Source organism: Oligosphaera ethanolica (assembly GCF_030814695.1).
GTDB lineage: Bacteria > Verrucomicrobiota > Lentisphaeria > Oligosphaerales > Oligosphaeraceae > Oligosphaera > Oligosphaera ethanolica.
In genome coordinates, this window is sequence record NZ_JAUSVL010000001.1 from 901,502 (window position 1) to 917,582 (window position 16,081).

The 16,081-nt window shown below is 60.3% G+C and carries 12 protein-coding genes; 5 read left to right on the plus strand and 7 right to left on the minus strand.

The genetic code is table 11. The features are described from left to right. Positions 1-512: 512 nt before the first annotated feature. Both J3R75_RS03190 and J3R75_RS03195 read left to right on the plus strand, forming a co-directional pair. Positions 513-1,604, plus strand: a complete 1,092-nt coding sequence (locus J3R75_RS03190; protein ID WP_307259882.1) for an FAD:protein FMN transferase — start codon at positions 513-515, stop codon at positions 1,602-1,604. 47 nt (positions 1,605-1,651) lie between these two features. Then, on the plus strand, positions 1,652-2,503 hold the full coding sequence (locus J3R75_RS03195) for a lipopolysaccharide kinase InaA family protein (protein ID WP_307259883.1): 852 nt from the start codon (positions 1,652-1,654) through the stop codon (positions 2,501-2,503). A gap of 226 nt (positions 2,504-2,729) precedes the next feature. Here the strand turns inward: J3R75_RS03195 and J3R75_RS03200 are convergent, their stop codons facing one another. From J3R75_RS03200 to J3R75_RS03225, 6 genes are all read right to left on the minus strand, one after another. Next, on the minus strand, positions 2,730-3,014 hold the full coding sequence (locus J3R75_RS03200) for a hypothetical protein (RefSeq protein WP_307259884.1): 285 nt from the start codon (positions 3,012-3,014) through the stop codon (positions 2,730-2,732). 101 nt (positions 3,015-3,115) lie between these two features. Next, a complete protein-coding gene (locus tag J3R75_RS03205; protein WP_307259885.1) occupies positions 3,116-4,297 on the minus strand; it encodes an ABC transporter ATP-binding protein in 1,182 nt (393 codons plus the stop codon). A gap of 68 nt (positions 4,298-4,365) precedes the next feature. Further along, on the minus strand, positions 4,366-6,327 hold the full coding sequence (locus tag J3R75_RS03210; protein WP_307259886.1) for a heavy metal translocating P-type ATPase: 1,962 nt from the start codon (positions 6,325-6,327) through the stop codon (positions 4,366-4,368). A gap of 65 nt (positions 6,328-6,392) precedes the next feature. Further along, entirely contained in the window at positions 6,393-7,604 is a 1,212-nt protein-coding gene (locus J3R75_RS03215) for an SPFH domain-containing protein (protein ID WP_307259887.1), read from the minus strand. Between the two features lie 26 nt (positions 7,605-7,630). After that, positions 7,631-8,587 carry a protease modulator HflC gene (gene hflC, locus J3R75_RS03220; protein WP_307259889.1) on the minus strand — a complete coding sequence of 319 codons (957 nt, stop codon included), beginning with the start codon at positions 8,585-8,587 and terminating at the stop codon, positions 7,631-7,633. 88 nt (positions 8,588-8,675) lie between these two features. Next, positions 8,676-10,634 carry an SPFH domain-containing protein gene (locus tag J3R75_RS03225; RefSeq protein ID WP_307259890.1) on the minus strand — a complete coding sequence of 653 codons (1,959 nt, stop codon included), beginning with the start codon at positions 10,632-10,634 and terminating at the stop codon, positions 8,676-8,678. 921 nt (positions 10,635-11,555) lie between these two features. On the opposite strand from J3R75_RS03225, the gene J3R75_RS03230 reads away from it, so the two are divergent. Both J3R75_RS03230 and J3R75_RS03235 read left to right on the plus strand, forming a co-directional pair. Next, positions 11,556-12,299, plus strand: a complete 744-nt coding sequence (locus J3R75_RS03230; RefSeq protein ID WP_307259891.1) for an IclR family transcriptional regulator — start codon at positions 11,556-11,558, stop codon at positions 12,297-12,299. 30 nt (positions 12,300-12,329) lie between these two features. Further along, a complete protein-coding gene (locus tag J3R75_RS03235; RefSeq protein ID WP_307259893.1) occupies positions 12,330-13,892 on the plus strand; it encodes an FAD-dependent oxidoreductase in 1,563 nt (520 codons plus the stop codon). Positions 13,893-13,970: 78 nt separating this feature from the next. On the opposite strand, the gene J3R75_RS03240 is transcribed toward J3R75_RS03235, so the two are convergent. Continuing rightward, entirely contained in the window at positions 13,971-14,120 is a 150-nt protein-coding gene (locus tag J3R75_RS03240) for a hypothetical protein (protein ID WP_307259894.1), read from the minus strand. A 717-nt stretch (positions 14,121-14,837) separates the two neighbouring features. Between J3R75_RS03240 and J3R75_RS03245 the strand changes: the two genes are divergently transcribed. Beyond that, positions 14,838-16,064, plus strand: a complete 1,227-nt coding sequence (locus tag J3R75_RS03245; RefSeq protein ID WP_307259895.1) for an FAD-dependent oxidoreductase — start codon at positions 14,838-14,840, stop codon at positions 16,062-16,064. The last annotated feature ends 17 nt before the right edge of the window (positions 16,065-16,081 follow it).

Sequence of the window (16,081 nt, forward strand, 5' to 3'; positions counted from 1 at the left end):
CATTTTCTCCGGCGACCTCAACAATGTAGCACGCCGCCTGTTGCACAACCACGCCGGAACCTTATACTTTTAGGCTCTGACAGTAATCGGTCGGTGATTGAGAAGGACCGGTTCTGGTGGACACTCGGGACCGTAGGGGGCGGACCTACGTGTCTGCCCCCGTCGATTGCCGTCGATTGCCGTCGATTGCCGTCGATTGCCGTCGATTGCCGTCGATTGCCGTCGATTGCCGTCGATTGCCGTCGATTGCAGTCGATTGCAGTCGATTGCCGTCGATTGCCGTCGATTGCCGTCGATTGCCGTCGATTGCCGTCGATTGCAGTCAATTGCAGTCGGATATCATTGCGCCGTAGGCGCTTAACCATGCTTAACCCCAGGCTTTAACCTGGGGACACAGCCTCCCAAAAGCAGTGCCTCGTAGAGGCACCACAGTTCTCGAGCCATCGCCCGCTTGCCGGCGATGAAGGCATTATAGTCTCTGACAGGACACACAACTCGATTACACAAAACTCATGCCCATTACCACCACCACCACTCACCGCCAACGCCTCCTGGCACTGCTGACCAGCTCGTTGTTCCTCGCCGTCATCGCGCTGTTCATCTTGCGCCAAGACCGCGCCGCCGCGCCACCGGCCTCCGCGTCGCCGCGACAGATGGACTTCGCGGTCTTCAACACCCTGTGCCGCCTCAGCGTCTGGTCGCTGCCACCGGCCCAGAGCGAGACACTTTTTGCGGAACTCAACCGCCAGCTGCGCCTCCTCCACGACTGCATCAACGCCTACGCTCCCGACAGCGAACTGAGCGCCCTCAACCGCAATGCCGCCATCGCTCCCGTCACCTGCTCGCCCATGCTCTGGGACGTCCTCATGAGCGCCCGCGAAGCATGGCAGGTTAGCGACGGCGCCTTCGATGTCACCATCGGCCCCTTGATGCAACTGTGGGGATTCCACGAAAAACAACAGGCCGCACCAAGCCAAAACGAAATCCAGGCGACGTGCCAAAAAGTTGGCTTGGACAAGGTCCACTTCGATGAGCAGCAGCGTAGCGTCTTCTTCAGCGTCCCGGGTATGCGCATCGACTTCGGCGGTATCGCCAAGGGCTACGCCCTCGATCTGGCCACGAAAATCCTCGCCCAACACGACGCCAACATCTTCCTCCTTGATCTCGGTGGCAATATCGCCTGCTCCGCAACGCCGCCGCCCGGACGCGATGCCTTCACCATCGGCATCCGCAATCCTCTCGCCGAGAACGCGCTGCTGGGCACCATGCCCCTGCGCGGTCGCTTCGTCGCCACCAGCGGCAATTACGAGCGCTATCGCGTCATCGACGGCAAGCGCGTTGGCCACATCATGGACCCACGCAGCGGCCAGCCCAGCACCTACCTCGACGGCGTCAGCGTCGTCACCACCAGCGGCCTGCTTTCCGATGTCTTCTCGACCGCCGCATTCATCGGCAACCAAGTCCTCGCCAAGGCGCTCTGCGAGCGCTTCCCCGGCACAGGCTTCATCTTCGTCACCCAGGATTCACAGGACCAGCCGCTGGTTGAATACATCGGCGATTTGCCACCGCTCAAGCGACAAAACGGCCCCAGCGTGGTAGATTGATCAGCGCCAGTCGACCCACCGCCAGCATCACGCCCCGACCCAACGCCATGACCACCGAACTAAGCATCCCACCCACACTCGATTCCCGGCGCTTCCGCCGCCGCGCCCTGGCCTGCTTCAAAAGCCAGGTCGACACCATGGACCCCGCGATCATTCGCTCCTGGTCCTGGGCAGTCCCCGGCTTCGGTACCGCTTCGGCCTGGCTCGAAGATCACCCCCTGCGCGTACGCTCCGGCCGCTACATGTCCGACACCCCCGGCAAAGAAGTCTGGTGCGTCAAACTCCCCGAGCGCTTCGAATCGCGCAAAGTCGTCTGCAAGTACCATGAAGACGAAAATCGTTCGCTCTACGGGCTTTTTCATCACTCCACCGCCGTGCTCGAGGCCGCCAACTTCGCCGCCCTCAGCGCTCTTGGCATACCCGTGCCGACCGTCCTGGCCTGCGGCGAAAAACGCCACTTCGGCGAATTGGTCAGCTCATTCATCATCACGGATTTCATTGACAACACGGTCGACGGCTCCATCCTCCTGCCCACCGGCGACTGGTGCGACCGCAAACGCCTCCGCATGGGCTTCTGCCATAAATGCATGGAGTACATCGCCAGAGCCCACGCCGCCGGCTTCCACCACGCCGCCTTCCATGCCCATAAAATCCTCATGCCGAAAAATAGCGACGAGGACAACCCCGAAGTCACCCTCATCGACCTCGCCCACGGCCGCTTCCGCCCCCTGCGCAGCATGCGCCAGGCCATCGCCAGCGACCTCGTCACCCTCTTTACCGAACTGCGACTCACCAGCGATGAAATCTACGTCCTCAGTCAGCACTACCTCGCCGTCAATAAACAATGCGCGATGGATGTCGATGAACTGTGGGACGCCATGAACAAACTGCCGCTGTGATGGCACCCCCCGCGCGCCCATTTTCCATCCTGCCGCGCGATCCCCCATCCTGCCGTACGCGTCCGCCTCGCGGCTGTGCAGCGGGCTTTTGCCCGCAGCGTCGCATGATGCCATTTCCCGCAGCGACTCATACCCGTGGCTGTGCTCTGCAACCCACGGAGCGATGGACACTATGGACGACTGCAAATGCCCTCCATGGCCTTATGCCCGCGTCGCCATCATGCCTTTACTGCTGCATGCGGCGCATGATCGTCATCAGGAGCGCCAGCAGGCCCACGCCAAGCAAATAGGCCAGCAGCACCCGCCACATGCCCGCAAACCAGCCCAGACAACGACACAGGGGACAGCCCGAGCCGGCAGCTGGTGAAGAACAACTGGCGTTTGCCGCGCTCTTCCCCGCACAACAGGCCGCGCCCTCTTGCGTGGCGCCATTTGCCGCGCCCTCTTGCGCGGCGCCACGGCCCTCTCCGGCTTCCGCCGGCGTCTCTTTCGTTGCTACTTCTGCGCTCATGCCTGTCCCCTTATACAGCGCGTGCCAGCGGCAGCTTAACGCTCCCGCTGGCACGCGTGGTCGTCGTTCTATGTCCCCGCCGCGCTGGCGGCAAGACGTTATTACTTTTTACCCAGCAGGTTAGCCAGCTTCTCGTTGGCCTTTTCGGCCTGAGCTTCTTTTTCGGCGGCGGCGTCCCGCGCTTCGTCCGCAGCAGTCTCTGCGGCTGTCGGTGCCGGCGCACTGCCACCAAGTTTTTCGAGCTTGCTCATATCGATTGCAGGCTCTGCGGGCTTTACGGGCTCCTGGTCCGTCATGGCCTTTTGGGCCATTTCGGAGCGCCGGAGGGCGTTGAGCACTGCCGTGCCCTTGTCGGCCAAGTAGTCCGGAATCTCACCACCGGCCTGGGCGCCGGCCGTATCGACGCTCTGTTCGCGCGCCTGGCGCACGACTTCCAGGAAGAAGTCTTCCAGATTGCGAATCGGGTGGTCGATTTTGAGCTCGGCGTCGCTTTTCACGCCTTTGGCGGCCAGCCACTGCTTCAGCTCAGCCACGGTATTGTCGCTTAGTGACGGGCAGACCATGCGGGTCTTGTCTTCTTCGCTCAAGATGCTCTTCAGCGGCCCCGACGCGCGCACCTTGCCACCGTAGAGCACCAGCACGTCGTCGCAGACATCCTGCACATCGGCCAGCAAGTGGCTGCAGAGGATAATCGTCTTGCCGCGGCTGGCCAACAGGCGGATGACGTCCTTGACTTCGCGGCAGCCAATGGGGTCCAACCCACTAGTCGGCTCGTCCAAAATCACCAAATCAGGGTCGTTCACCAGAGCCTGCGCCAAGCCAATACGCCGCGCCATGCCCTTGGAAAATTCGCCCACGGGCCGGTTGAAAGCGTGGGCCAGCCCGACCATGTTCAGCAGTTGTTCGCCGCGCTCGCGCCGCATTTCTTCACTTAACCCGAAGAGGGCGCCGAAAAAATCCAGGGTCTCCATCGCCGTCAGATAACGATACAAATAAGTCTCTTCCGGCAAATAGCCGATGCGGCTCTTCATATCGACGTTCCGCGGCTCCTCGCCAAACACCTTGAGCACGCCACGCGTCGGATAAAGCAGCCCCAGAATCATCTTGACGGTCGTGGACTTGCCCGACCCATTCGGCCCCAGCAGCCCAAAGACCTGCCCTTGCTTGATGGTGAAATCAATGCCGTTCACGGCACGCGCCTTCGGGCGATTCCAGAAATCCTTAAAGACCTTGGTCAGGCCGACCGCTTCGACGACTATGTTGTCCGTTTGCTTATTCGCCATGGGGCATATACTCCTGAAATCATCCATCAAGCTGTTGTTGTACTCGCATCAACGGCGCCGGCGGCGCCTCAGCCCTTCGTTGTCTCCTGCTGGTCCATGGCCTCGCCGGAACGGACCAGCCGCGCGCTGTTGAAGATCACAAACAGCGAACTCACACTATGCAGCAACGCCGCGCCAACCGGCGTGACATGACCAAGGGTGGCAAAATATACACCGACAACAATGAAGCCCAAACCAATGGCCAGATTCTGATTCATCAGCATGCGCGTCTTGCGCGCCAAGCCGATCAGGAAGGGTATGCGCCGCAAGTCGTTATTCATCAGGGCCACCGATGCGCTCTGCACCGCAATGTCGCTGCCAAAAGCGCCCATGGCAATACCCAGGTCGCCAGCGGCCAAAGCTGGAGCGTCGTTGACGCCGTCACCGACCACCGCCACATTCACGCCGCTCTGCTTGAGTTTGCGGACGTACTGTTCCTTCTCTTCCGGCAGGCAGCTGGAACGCACTTCGGTGATACCGATCTGCGCAGCCACAGCCTGGGCCACGCGGTCGTTGTCACCCGTAACCATACAGCACTGAGTGACGCCCAACTCTTTCAGCATCGCAATCGCCTCGGCGCTCACCGGCCGAATCGCGTCACGCAGGCCGATCCAGCCCATGCAACGGCCATCGCGCGCCACCGACACCACGCTCAGGCCCTCTTCTTCGGCCTCGCCCAAAGTCTTGTCCATGGCGGCGGTGTCAATGCCCTCTTCGCGCAGCCAGGACGCGCGGCCCACCAGGCACTTCTGCCCGCTGAAGGTCGCCTGCACGCCCTTGCCAGCCACTTCTTGGTAGTGTTCGGGGTCCTGCCATTGAATGCCGGCTTCCTTGGCCAGCTTGCGCATCGCTTCGGCGGCCGGGTGGTTACTGTGATGCTCGACGGTCGTCGCCACCAGCAGCAAATCGGCCAGCTCCACGCCATCCAGCGGTTGCAAGCGGGCGACTTCGAGCTTGCCCTCGGTCAGCGTGCCCGTCTTGTCAAAAACCACCGCCTTGATCCGCGCCGCTAGTTCAATATAAGACACGTCCTTGATCAGAATGCCTAGGCGCGATGCCGCCGCAATGGCCGCGATCACCGCCGATGGCGTCGCAATCACCAGCGCCGCCGGCACCGCCATTACCAACACCGCGATCACCCGGTCGATCTTCTCGGTGATGAACCACGCCAAACCCGCGATCATCAGAATCGTCGGCGTGTAGTAGCCCACGTAGTTGTCAATGGCCCGCATGATCGGCAGTTTCGACCGCTCAGCATCCGCAATCAGGTTGCGGACCTTGCCCAGCGTCGTATCGCGACCAATGCGCGTCACCCGGAAGTCCACCAGGCCCGTCAGATTCTGCGTGCCGGCAAAGACCTCCGAGCCGGGATTCTTATCCGCCGGCAGCGACTCGCCGGTGATCGTCGCCTGGTTCACCGTGCTGACGCCACTCAAAATCACGCCGTCGGCGGGGAAATTCTCACCGGGGCGCACGCGACAGACATCACCAGTGTGCAGGTCATTGAGCGCATCAATTACCTCTTCCTTGCCGTCTTTGATGCGTCGCGCCGTCCGCGGCGTCAGCCGCACCACGGCCTCAATGGCTGCCTCGGCGCCGATGGCCGTGCGTTTTTCAATGGTGATGGTGATCAGCATAAAGAACGCCACGGCGCCAGCCGTGCGGTAATCGCCACTGGCAAAAGCCGCCACCAACGCCAGGGCAACCAGTTCGTTCATGTGCACTTTGCCGCGGACCAGATCCCGCGCGGCTTCCCAAAAGATCGGCAGACTGAGCATCAAAGCGCCGATAAACGCGCTCAGATCGCGGGCGTTCACATCCACCGCCGAGCTGAACAGCAGCTTCGACAAGTAGGAATTGAGCACCAGTATGCCGCCGAGCAAAGCGATGCCTAGGCGGGTCATCTCAGCGCGCCCGGCTTTGTTATCGGACTTCTTCGCCGTGTCTTCAGCTTTCTTCGCCGCGTCTTCAGCTTTTACAGTATCAACCATTGCTATCTGCCCCTGCTGTTATCACTATGGCCCTGTCATCGCGGCCCGTTGTACGGCCCTTGCGTTTATTCCTCGCCCGTCGTAGCGGCGTCGCCGTCTTTCATAGGCACCGCGCCGATCTGCAAGCGCAGCTCCTGGTAGCCCCCGGGAAGAGTATGCAGCACGTACTTGTTCTTCACTTTGCTCAGCACCTCGCTAACCGCATCCGTGTACAACGCCGTCAACATGGTCTCGGGATTCCGCTGATATTCCACGAGCACGGTCTCGAAGTACGAACTGTCGGCCTTCACCCGCTCGACATTGCTGGTACGATAGCTGCGGGCTTCGTCAACAATCCGATAGGCAAGGCCTTGTGCCGCCAGGACGACATTTTCCGCGTAGGTCCGCGCCTTAAGCATCTCGGCCCGGCCGGTCTCAGACGCCTCGTTCACCCGCCGGAATGCCTCGCTGGTCGCCTGCGGCGTCTGCAGTTCCACCAGGTTCAACGACTGCACCTGCACGCCCAGACCGACCTCCGTCAGCAATTTGACCAGCCGTTCCTCTACCCTGTCCTTCAAGCTTTCTATCTGCCCGTCAGGCAGCGTCCGCGTCGTTGCCAGCAGATCCTCCACCGACCAGGTCGCCGTCTCCGCCAGCACGGCGTTGCTCAACAGATTGCGAATGGTTGCCTCGGTGCCGCGATTGCGCCGACCGAGCGCTGCCTTGCCCTTGTTATGCACGACGTCGGATTCTTCCTCGTCGTAAAAGTCCAGATAGTACTTCTCGGCATTGACGACGCGGAAGTTCACATCCCACTTGGCGTGGATGATATTCGTGTCGCCCGATAGCAGATAGCCATCTACACCCGGCCGCAGAAAGTTGTTCGTTTGCTGCTCGGGCATATTCGCACTCATCCAGGGCTGGAAGGTGCTTTCCGTCGACACCGTCACCGAGCGCTGGGCGGGAATTTCCTTCACCCAGTCAACGGGATAAGGCCAGGCCCAGTACCAGCGGCCACTGGTCAAAATCGGCGACTCGCCGCGCTCAGGGTCCAGCACCCGCGTCTGCAACTTGCCAAAACGAAACAGCATCGCTTCGTTCTGCTCGTCAACGCGGAACATCCCGCTGAAAACCAAATACACAAAAATAACAATGATCAATGCCCGCAGCCCCATAAACAGCACGCGCAGGGTCCGCATCAACGCCAGCATGCCGGCACTGGCCGGGGCATCCACCGGCGCTGCGGCCGGAATGGGCGGCGTCGCCGGGGGGGTGTTCAGTTTCATCTTATCGTCCATGGCTACTCTCCATCACGTCGGCTGGTTCAGTCTTTTTTCAAGGACGGCAGTTGGCTCGCACCGGGCTTCAACAACGTGAAGGGCGGCGTATTCGTGTCCAATATCAGCGTGTCCTGATCGCCAAGACTGACTTTCAATGCCTCGAGATTGCGCAAAAACAGCGCCAAGTCGGGATTCTTCTGGAACACCGCGTAGTAGCGCGCGGCCGCTTCGTCGCCTTCGCCGCGAATGCGCTTGGCTTCGGCCTCGGCCTGCGCCAGCAGCTCGGCGGCCTTGCGGTCCGCCTCGGAACGAATCCGCTGGGCCTCGCTCTTGCCTTCGGCCAAAAAACGCTCGGACTTGCTCTCGCGCTCCGCCCGCATGCGGTCAAAGACCTTCGTCGTCACCATCTCCGGGAAGCTGAGTTTGCGGAAGCCAATTCGCGTCACCTCAATGCCAAATTCCTCCAGCGCCTTCTTCTGTACTGACGCCAGCATGGCCGCTTCAATCTGCTCCATTTTGCTGTCCTTGGCGCTCGTATTGACCAGCTCGGAGAAATTATGCTGCGGCAGGATGCTGTTGCGGCTGTTGCGCACCACGGCGTCCAAGGTCGTTTCGGCCTCTTCCGTCGAATTCAGGCGGCGCAGGAACAGCCCGGGATCGCCAATGCGCCAGAGGACGTAAGTGGACACCACGATCTGGAATTCGTCCTTGGTGATGATCTGTTCTTCCTGCCCCACGGTCAATTCATAGCACTGCAGGCGCTTGTCATGCCGCCAGACCTGGTCCACGAAGGGCCATTTGAAATGCAGGCCGGGATCGTATTGGACGATCTTGCCATTAGCATCCACTTTGGCTTTGCCGAAGGTCTTGATCACGGCATATTCAGTCTCTTTGACCTGGAAAGTCATCAACGCGACCATGAAAATGACCACGACCAGCACTGCCAATAACGCCACCGGCCAATGCTGTTTGATTCCACGTTCCGCCTGCTGCTCGCTCATCGTCTTGATCCTCCTGATAGGGTGCTGTTATCAACCTGTTATGTAATTTTACCTGTAATGCCGCATGCCATGCGTTCGCGCCCACGCCCTATTTCGTGCTGTCGAGATTCAAATCCAGCAGACTCGACCGCAGTTTCTTCTCCAGATTGAGAATCACCACTTCGCGATTCTGCTCGTTGGTCAGCACGTACTTGCGCGTCTGCCGGCCGCTCTCGTTGAGGACGTTGAGAAAACTGTCCAGCTTGAACAGCTGCGGCGAGGCATCGTAGCTCTTGAGCTGCCGTCCGAAACGCTCGGCCTCGGCTTCGGAGACGCTCACGCGCTCCTGCTTGTAAGCATGGGCCTGATCGACCATGGTGACCGACTCGCTGCGGGCCAGCGGTTCACGGCTCACCGCGTACGCCAGCGCCTTCAACTCCTGTTCGTACTGCTGCTCGCGGGACGCCACGACGTTGTCAAAGGCGCTACCAACCGCTACCGGCGGATGCAACCCAGCCAAGCCAACAAAGACGACCTCAATGCCCAGATTCAGGTCGTCGGCGACCTCCTGAATGCGCCGTTCCAGCAGCTCGCCGCCCTCGAAACGCTTGGCGCCAAGGACATGCCAGAAGTCTTCGCCAGCCAGGAAACTCAGCAGCTCCCTGGTGGCGATGTTCTTCAGCGTGCCACCCGGATCGCGGTGGCGATACATGTAGTCGTAGAGATTCTTGACCTTGAAATACAACGGGATGTGCGCCGCGATCAGCCCCACGCTTGTCGGCGCGCCACGCCCGCTCTGGCCGACGCCAGCGCCGCCGGCGCCCGCCTCGGGCGTCGTCGCCACGATAAAGCTCATTTCTTCATCGACATGGGAGCTGCTCCAGAGAATCACGCGCGCGCCGTGCTTTTCATCCTTCTTTTTATCGGCAGAGTCCTGGTGCTCGTCATGCGCAGCGTCGCCTTGAGCGTCACCATGCTTGTGATTCGAGCCGATAGACAACTCCTGGACGTGATCCACCGGAAAACGGTTGATGCGTGAAAACGGCGCCGGCAGCTTGAAGTACAAGCCAGGCTTGAGCGCTTCTTGAGAAACCACCCGGCCAAAGCGTTCGTGAATGCCATTTTCCTCCGTGCTGATCACGACCAGGCAGGTCTGCAACCACAGGGTCACCAGCATCATCACCAGCAGGGGCGCAACCGTACGCTCCAGAAAACGGTAGAACCACACTTCCGAAACCTGAAAGCCAAATTGATAATCCAAGGACGCGGCGACATTGCGCGCAACCCCGCCCGGTTCCGTGAACAAGGCCAACAGACGGCTCTCCGGCAAAGGCCGTTCGTCCTCACCAGGCATGCGCGGACGGTAAAACTCTATCACGAAACTCAGCAGCAATTCCACCGCCAGCACCAGCAGCATGAACAACGCCACGCGTGCGACCGTGATGTCAGCCTCCGCCGCGGCCTTCTTGAAGTACTCAAGAAATAACGATACGCCTGAGCCCAGAAACAACACGCAAGAGAAAAACAGCCACGCGCCCGCCGGCCGCAGCCAGCGACAGCCAGCCTCGCGGCTCGCGCCCACAAAGTAACTGCCCGCAATCAACGTGCCGATCGCACAGCATATCGACAAAATCGCCAGCGGCATCGGGTTCACCGCCAGCGGAAAGGCCAGCAGACTGCGCCAGTGACGCCAGACGCCAAAGCTGAAAATAATCAGGCCGATCCCCAACACAAAGGTGAAGATCGGCACAAAGTATTTCACGTACTGCATATTCGCCCGAGTCGCCATGCGGACAGTCTCGTCCGCGTCATCAAACAACTCGTTCTTGCCATGCTCTTTCCTGAACGCTGCCGCTGCGGTTTCCTCCACCGCCTGACGATAGGCAAAGGCGCAACGCCCAGCGGCAAGCAGCCCCAGCAACACCACGGTCAACGCCGCCGCAACCCCCGGCACCATCGCCGAACTGTTGCCCGTTTTCAGAATGAAGGTCCCCAATATCAGCAGTACCACGCCAACAAAGGATACTGCAAAACACAAATTCCGTGGCCGGGTGCTCACATCTTTCATACCGGGCGTCCTCCGCCTTTCTCTTGCTGTCGTCTTGCCGTACAACTGTAATCCCATTTCTGGGAAGAAATCGCTGCCAATCGCTTTCGTTCGCCTGAACCTTGCGAAAAGATAATTATAGCATTCTTTCTCAGCCTCAACAAGCTACGCACCGCTATTCATTCGGAAATGCCAACATTTCCGCGCTCAAGCCCGTACACAGCCTCACGAGGCCATCCGCATCGCCCAAATAAGCATATGTTATGACCCGCCACGCCCTTGCCAGTTTCCTCATTCTCAGCATTTTTGCCGCACATGCCGGTTTCCTCATCCGAAGAACAAAATGCTGCCCCACGCTCGCGTGGGGCCACGGAACTTCCGCGCCGCCCTACCGGCGGCAAGACATGCCGCCATTCTTCCTTGTCTTTGTCTTCTTCGCGCCTTCGCGGCTTCGCGTGAGACAAAAAAAGCGCCTTCTTCTCTGTGCTTTTGTGCCTCCGTGAGAAGAAAAATTAGCGCATTCCTCCCGGCGGCGTGAATTGCCGCGCAGCGGCAAGACATGCCGCCATTCTTCCTTGTCTTTGTCTTCTTCGCGCCTTCGCGGCTTCGCGTGAGACAAAAAAAACGCCTTCCTCTCTGTGCTTTTGTGCCTCCGTGAGAAGAAAAATTAGCGCCTTCCTCCCGGCGGCGTGAATTGCCGCGCAGCGGCAAGACATGCCGCCATTCTTCCTTGTCTTTGTCTTCTTCGCGGCTTCGCGGCTTCGCGTGAGACAAAAAAAACGCCTTCCTCCCGGCGGCTCCTCCCCTGTCATATTGTTTGCATATTACAAACGCTAATCATTATATTTGATTATTTCGCATTTCCGCCCTTGCGTCCTCCCACTCTCCGCTCTAATGTGAATGCCATCATCACCACGTACTCCCCTTCTCAAGGACATCGTCATGGGCCTGGTCATCGAAAAAACGGCGCGGATCTTACAGCTGGTCAGCGAGCGTGAGCCCTGCAGCTTGAAGGACTTGACGGCGGCCACCGGCATGAACAAGTCCACGCTGTTCCTCATTCTCAAATCGCTGGTCGAAGTCGGTTTTCTGGCCAAGGGCGACGACAGCAGTTACAGCCTAGGCCAAGCGCTCTTCCGCCTCACGGGCAAGCGCCGCTATGCAGAACGGCTGCGGCTCTTTGCCCAAGACATTGCCGAGCAGCTGCGGCACGACGTGGACGAAGCAGCCAATGTCAACACCATCGACGGCATCTCCTACACGCGCATCGCCGCCAGCGACACCCTGCAGGCGGTGAAAGTGGACAACGATCTGCTCAATCAGACGCGCTTCTACCGCAGCGCCACGGGCCGGGTGCTCCTGGCGCATGCGCTACCGGAGTTACGCGAGCGCATCATCGCGGCGATCGGCCTGCCCATCCAGGAAGACTGGCCGGGCATCAGCGATCACGAGCAGCTCATCGCCGCGCTCGACCGCATCCGCAGCGACGGCATTGCCGACCGCGTCATCGCCAACGGCCAGGTCATTTACCTGGCGGTGCCGGTCGCCCGCCCAGCCGGCGAAGCACCGGTGGCGATCGGCGTCTGCATGCCCGCATTCCGCTTTAAAGATCAACATCGTGTTCTGGTATTGAAGAGCCTGCATGCAGCCGCACGGCGGCTCGCGCTCATGCTGGCCGAAACCTGATTGAGCCGCAAAAACCTGAAAGGCTATGTCATGTCGGAAAAAGCAATGTTGAACGCCCGTGAGATTCCCGTAGTCAAGGAAGTCGACGTCCTCGTCGTCGGTGGCGGCTATGCCGGTTTCGGCGCAGCCATGTGCGCCGCCCGCAATGGCGCCAAGACCATGTTGGTGGAGCAGCAGTCCGCGCTAGGCGGCCTGGTGACCATGGGCTACGTCGCCCTGACCTTCAGCTACATCGAAGGCGTCGCCTACGAGCTGTTCCACGTCCTCAAATCCATCAACGGCGTCACCGGTCGCTTCGTCGACGTCGAAAAAACCAAGGTCGTCCTCGAACAGATGCTACTGAAAGAAAAGGTGCAGATTCTCTACAACACGTCGGTCGTCGACGCCATCGTGGAAAACAACACCATCACCGGCGCCGTCATCTTCAACAAAGGCGGCTTCCAGGCCATCAAAGCCAAACGCGTCATTGATGCCTCCGGCGACGGCGATGTCTCGGCCTACGCCGGCGTGCCCTTCGAAGTCGGCTTCCCGGAAATGAACAACTACAACCAGGCGTCGTCCCTAGTCATGCACATCGGCAATGTCGATATGGAAAAATACAACGCGCTGGGTGACACCATCGCTTTCTGGGAAAACAAGATCAAAGCCGCCGTCGACAACGGCGAGTATCCCTACATGATCGACCGCCGCATCAACTGGCTGGTGCGCGTGCCCGGCCGCGATCCCAAGCACCAGGAACTCTACATCTGCTACGCGCACAGCCGCAACTGCCGTTGCCTCGACGGCGAAGACCTCACCCGCCAGCTCATCGAACAACGCCAGCAGTGCCAGTGGACCATGGAATTCTGCAAGAAGAACATCCCGGGCTTCGAAGGCGCCTGGCTGATTGACACCGCGCCCATGCTCGGCGTCCGCGACTCCCGCCGTATCATGTGCGAATACAAACTCACCGCCGACGACCTCATCAACGGCGCCCGCTTCGACGACGCCATCATGCGCGCCATGCACGCCTTCGACGCCCACCACCCCGTCGACGTCGGACACGTCAAACACGTCATGCGCCCCAACGAAAAGGGCGAAATGGTCAGGCGCTATGTCGATCCCGGCTTCTGGCGCGAAGTGCCATACCGCGCACTCGTCACTCTCAAAATCGACAACCTGCTCGTCGCCGGCCGCAATTTCTCCGCCGACTTCATGGCCCAGAGCGGCAACCGCCTGGTCCTCGAATGCCTCAATATGGGCCAGGCCGCCGGCACCGCCGCCGCGCTGTCCATCAAGGACGGCGTCACCCCGCGCGCCCTCGACGCCCAGAAGCTGCGTAAACGCCTGGTCGAAATGGGCATCAATCTCCTGGAGCCACCCAAATACGGCGCTGGCAACGCCAGCACCGCCGTCAAGGTCTCCCCCGATGACATCCTCTACCCCGACCTCAATGTGCCGGGACGCCAATCCACCACCACCCTCGATCCCACCAAACGCGCCAAGTACGCCGTCAATGTCAGCGCCCTGGAACAGGAAGAGATGGAAAAATACCTGCAGAAACAGGGCGGCTACACCAGCACCGGCGGCGACGTCGGCACCAACCTCGAATAAAACCGGCGCCGTGGCCACCAGCCACACCTAACGGTATTACGCCTTCCACCACGGGAGTGAAGCGGCACATCAGCCCCTTCACTCCCGTGTTTTTTTCTTCAGGGCCTTTCCTCTGTAATCGGTCAGCGATTGCGAATAGCCGGCTGCCAGCGCCGCCTCTTTTCTGGCGAAATCCAGGGCCGTTTCGATGGACGCTTTGGTCAATATGGACGCCATCTTGGCTGCCACTAGGCAGTCCCCGGAGTCCAAGCAGTCCACAACCGGTCCCCAGAGTCCAAGTAGTCATTCCCCATGGTCCCCAATGTCCCCACGGTCCAATCCATGGGATCATGCCTCATGAGTCCGTGAGTCCTCACCCCTGCGCGCAGTTGCCAAGGTGTCCCCACGGTCTCAGTGGTCCTCTGAGACCGGCGAATATCAAGTAGTCGGTCACTCATTGATAACGGATGCCAGGCATGCCACCGACGTCACCCCCCAGGTAAGCAAGTGAGTTCCATTGCCCCTTTGGCCCCAGTCAGCTTCGCCGACTGGGGCCAAAGGGGCCGAGGAATACGAACATAATCGCCCTGGGCTGGTATGTTTCGCGCTTTCAGCGCTTCTGCCGCTTCGCGGCAATAAAATGCCAGATCGGCCAAATTCGGCCCGGAGGGCCGCACCATGCATAACCCCGGGTGAGGCGCCCGGAGGGCGCCGCAACCCGGGGTATGACAGTAACTTAGAATTGCGCCCGGAGGGCGCCACACTTGCCAGACACGTCGCGTCCCACAGCGCCAGAGAGAGGCATGCCTGACAGCTAGTATCAATCACAGACCGATTCCCCCCCCCACGGTCCGCTCCCATTCCCCCGGCGCGTTCGCCCGCGAGGCCACCCCGGGCTATATTGCGTGCCGTCCGTTCCGTACATCCGTAACATTCACTCCGTTTCCCATTCTCAGGACCACGTCTATGAAGATCACTCGTCCCAGCTGTGAAATTACCGTCCGCAACGAAACCGACGTGCTGGTCATCGGTGCCGGCCCAGCCGGCATTGGCGCGGCCATCAGCGCGGCCCGTGCCGGCGCCAAAGTCACCCTCGTCGAATACGGCGGCAAGCTCGGCGGCATGTGGACCCTCGGGCTCCTCAGCCCATTCTTCGACAACCGCATCCACCAGGGCCTGAACGAAGAACTGCGCACGCACCTGCAGGAGCGCAATGCCTGGGGCGGCCTGTGGAATATCTCCTTCGATCCCACCCAAATGGCGCTGTTGCTCGACGAACTCGTCCTCGCCGAAAATATCGATGTGCTGCTCTACAGTATCGCCACCGAGCCCATCATGGACGGCGACGCCATCAAGGGCGTCATGGTCGTCAACAAATCCGGCACCCAGGCCATCCTCGCCAAAGTCGTCATCGACTGCAGCGGCGACGGCGACATCGCCGCCCGCGCCGGCGCCCCCTACGACATCGGCCGGCCCGACAACGGCGTCTTCCAGCCCATGACCATGATGTTCAAGATCGGCGGCGTCAAAGACGACTATCCCCGCGACGACACCATCGGCTTCTACCGCGCCATCTGCAAAGAAGCCCCCGAAGACAGCGTGCTCAAAGATGTGCCTTTCAATCACCCGGCGATCATCAAGCTGCCACGCCCCGGCGAAGCGCTCATCCAGTGGACCCACGTGCGCTACTGCCTCGGCTGCGACGGCGACCAGCTCACCAAAGCGACCTTCAACGGCCGCCTGCAGGTCAAACACGCCATGAAATACCTCGCAATGATCAAGCCAGTACTCGGCGAGGTCTATCTGCTCGAACTGCCCGCCGTCATCGGTGTCCGCGAAACCCGCCGCATCACCGGCGAATACGTCGTCAGCGACGACGATGTCAAAAATGGCAAGAAGCACCACGACAATGTCTGCAACGTCCGCTTCGGCGTCGATATCCACGAGCCGGATAATGCCAAGCAGACCTGCTGGGGCCACCCGGGTTTCGATATTCCCTACCGCGCGCTTGTGCCGCTCAAGGTCGAAAACCTCCTCACCGCCGGCCGCTGCATCTCCGGGTCCTACACGGCCCACGCCGCCTACCGCGTCACCGGCGACTGCCTCGCCATGGGCGAAGGCGCCGGCAAAGCCGCCGCCCAAGCCGTCAACAGCAACACCACCGTCCGCAAGCTCTGCAAAAACGCCGAATAAGACAAAGAGGACGCCTT

Coding starts and splice junctions, on each gene's coding strand:
- J3R75_RS03235 (WP_307259893.1), top strand. CDS start 12,330: ATGTCGGAAAAAGCAATGTTGAACGCCCGTGAGATTCCCGTAGTCAAG.
- J3R75_RS03190 (WP_307259882.1), top strand. CDS start 513: ATGCCCATTACCACCACCACCACTCACCGCCAACGCCTCCTGGCACTG.
- J3R75_RS03230 (WP_307259891.1), top strand. CDS start 11,556: ATGGGCCTGGTCATCGAAAAAACGGCGCGGATCTTACAGCTGGTCAGC.
- J3R75_RS03210 (WP_307259886.1), bottom strand. CDS start 6,327: ATGGTTGATACTGTAAAAGCTGAAGACGCGGCGAAGAAAGCTGAAGAC.
- J3R75_RS03245 (WP_307259895.1), top strand. CDS start 14,838: ATGAAGATCACTCGTCCCAGCTGTGAAATTACCGTCCGCAACGAAACC.
- J3R75_RS03205 (WP_307259885.1), bottom strand. CDS start 4,297: ATGGCGAATAAGCAAACGGACAACATAGTCGTCGAAGCGGTCGGCCTG.
- J3R75_RS03195 (WP_307259883.1), top strand. CDS start 1,652: ATGACCACCGAACTAAGCATCCCACCCACACTCGATTCCCGGCGCTTC.
- J3R75_RS03200 (WP_307259884.1), bottom strand. CDS start 3,014: ATGAGCGCAGAAGTAGCAACGAAAGAGACGCCGGCGGAAGCCGGAGAG.
- J3R75_RS03225 (WP_307259890.1), bottom strand. CDS start 10,634: ATGAAAGATGTGAGCACCCGGCCACGGAATTTGTGTTTTGCAGTATCC.
- J3R75_RS03215 (WP_307259887.1), bottom strand. CDS start 7,604: ATGGACGATAAGATGAAACTGAACACCCCCCCGGCGACGCCGCCCATT.
- hflC (WP_307259889.1), bottom strand. CDS start 8,587: ATGAGCGAGCAGCAGGCGGAACGTGGAATCAAACAGCATTGGCCGGTG.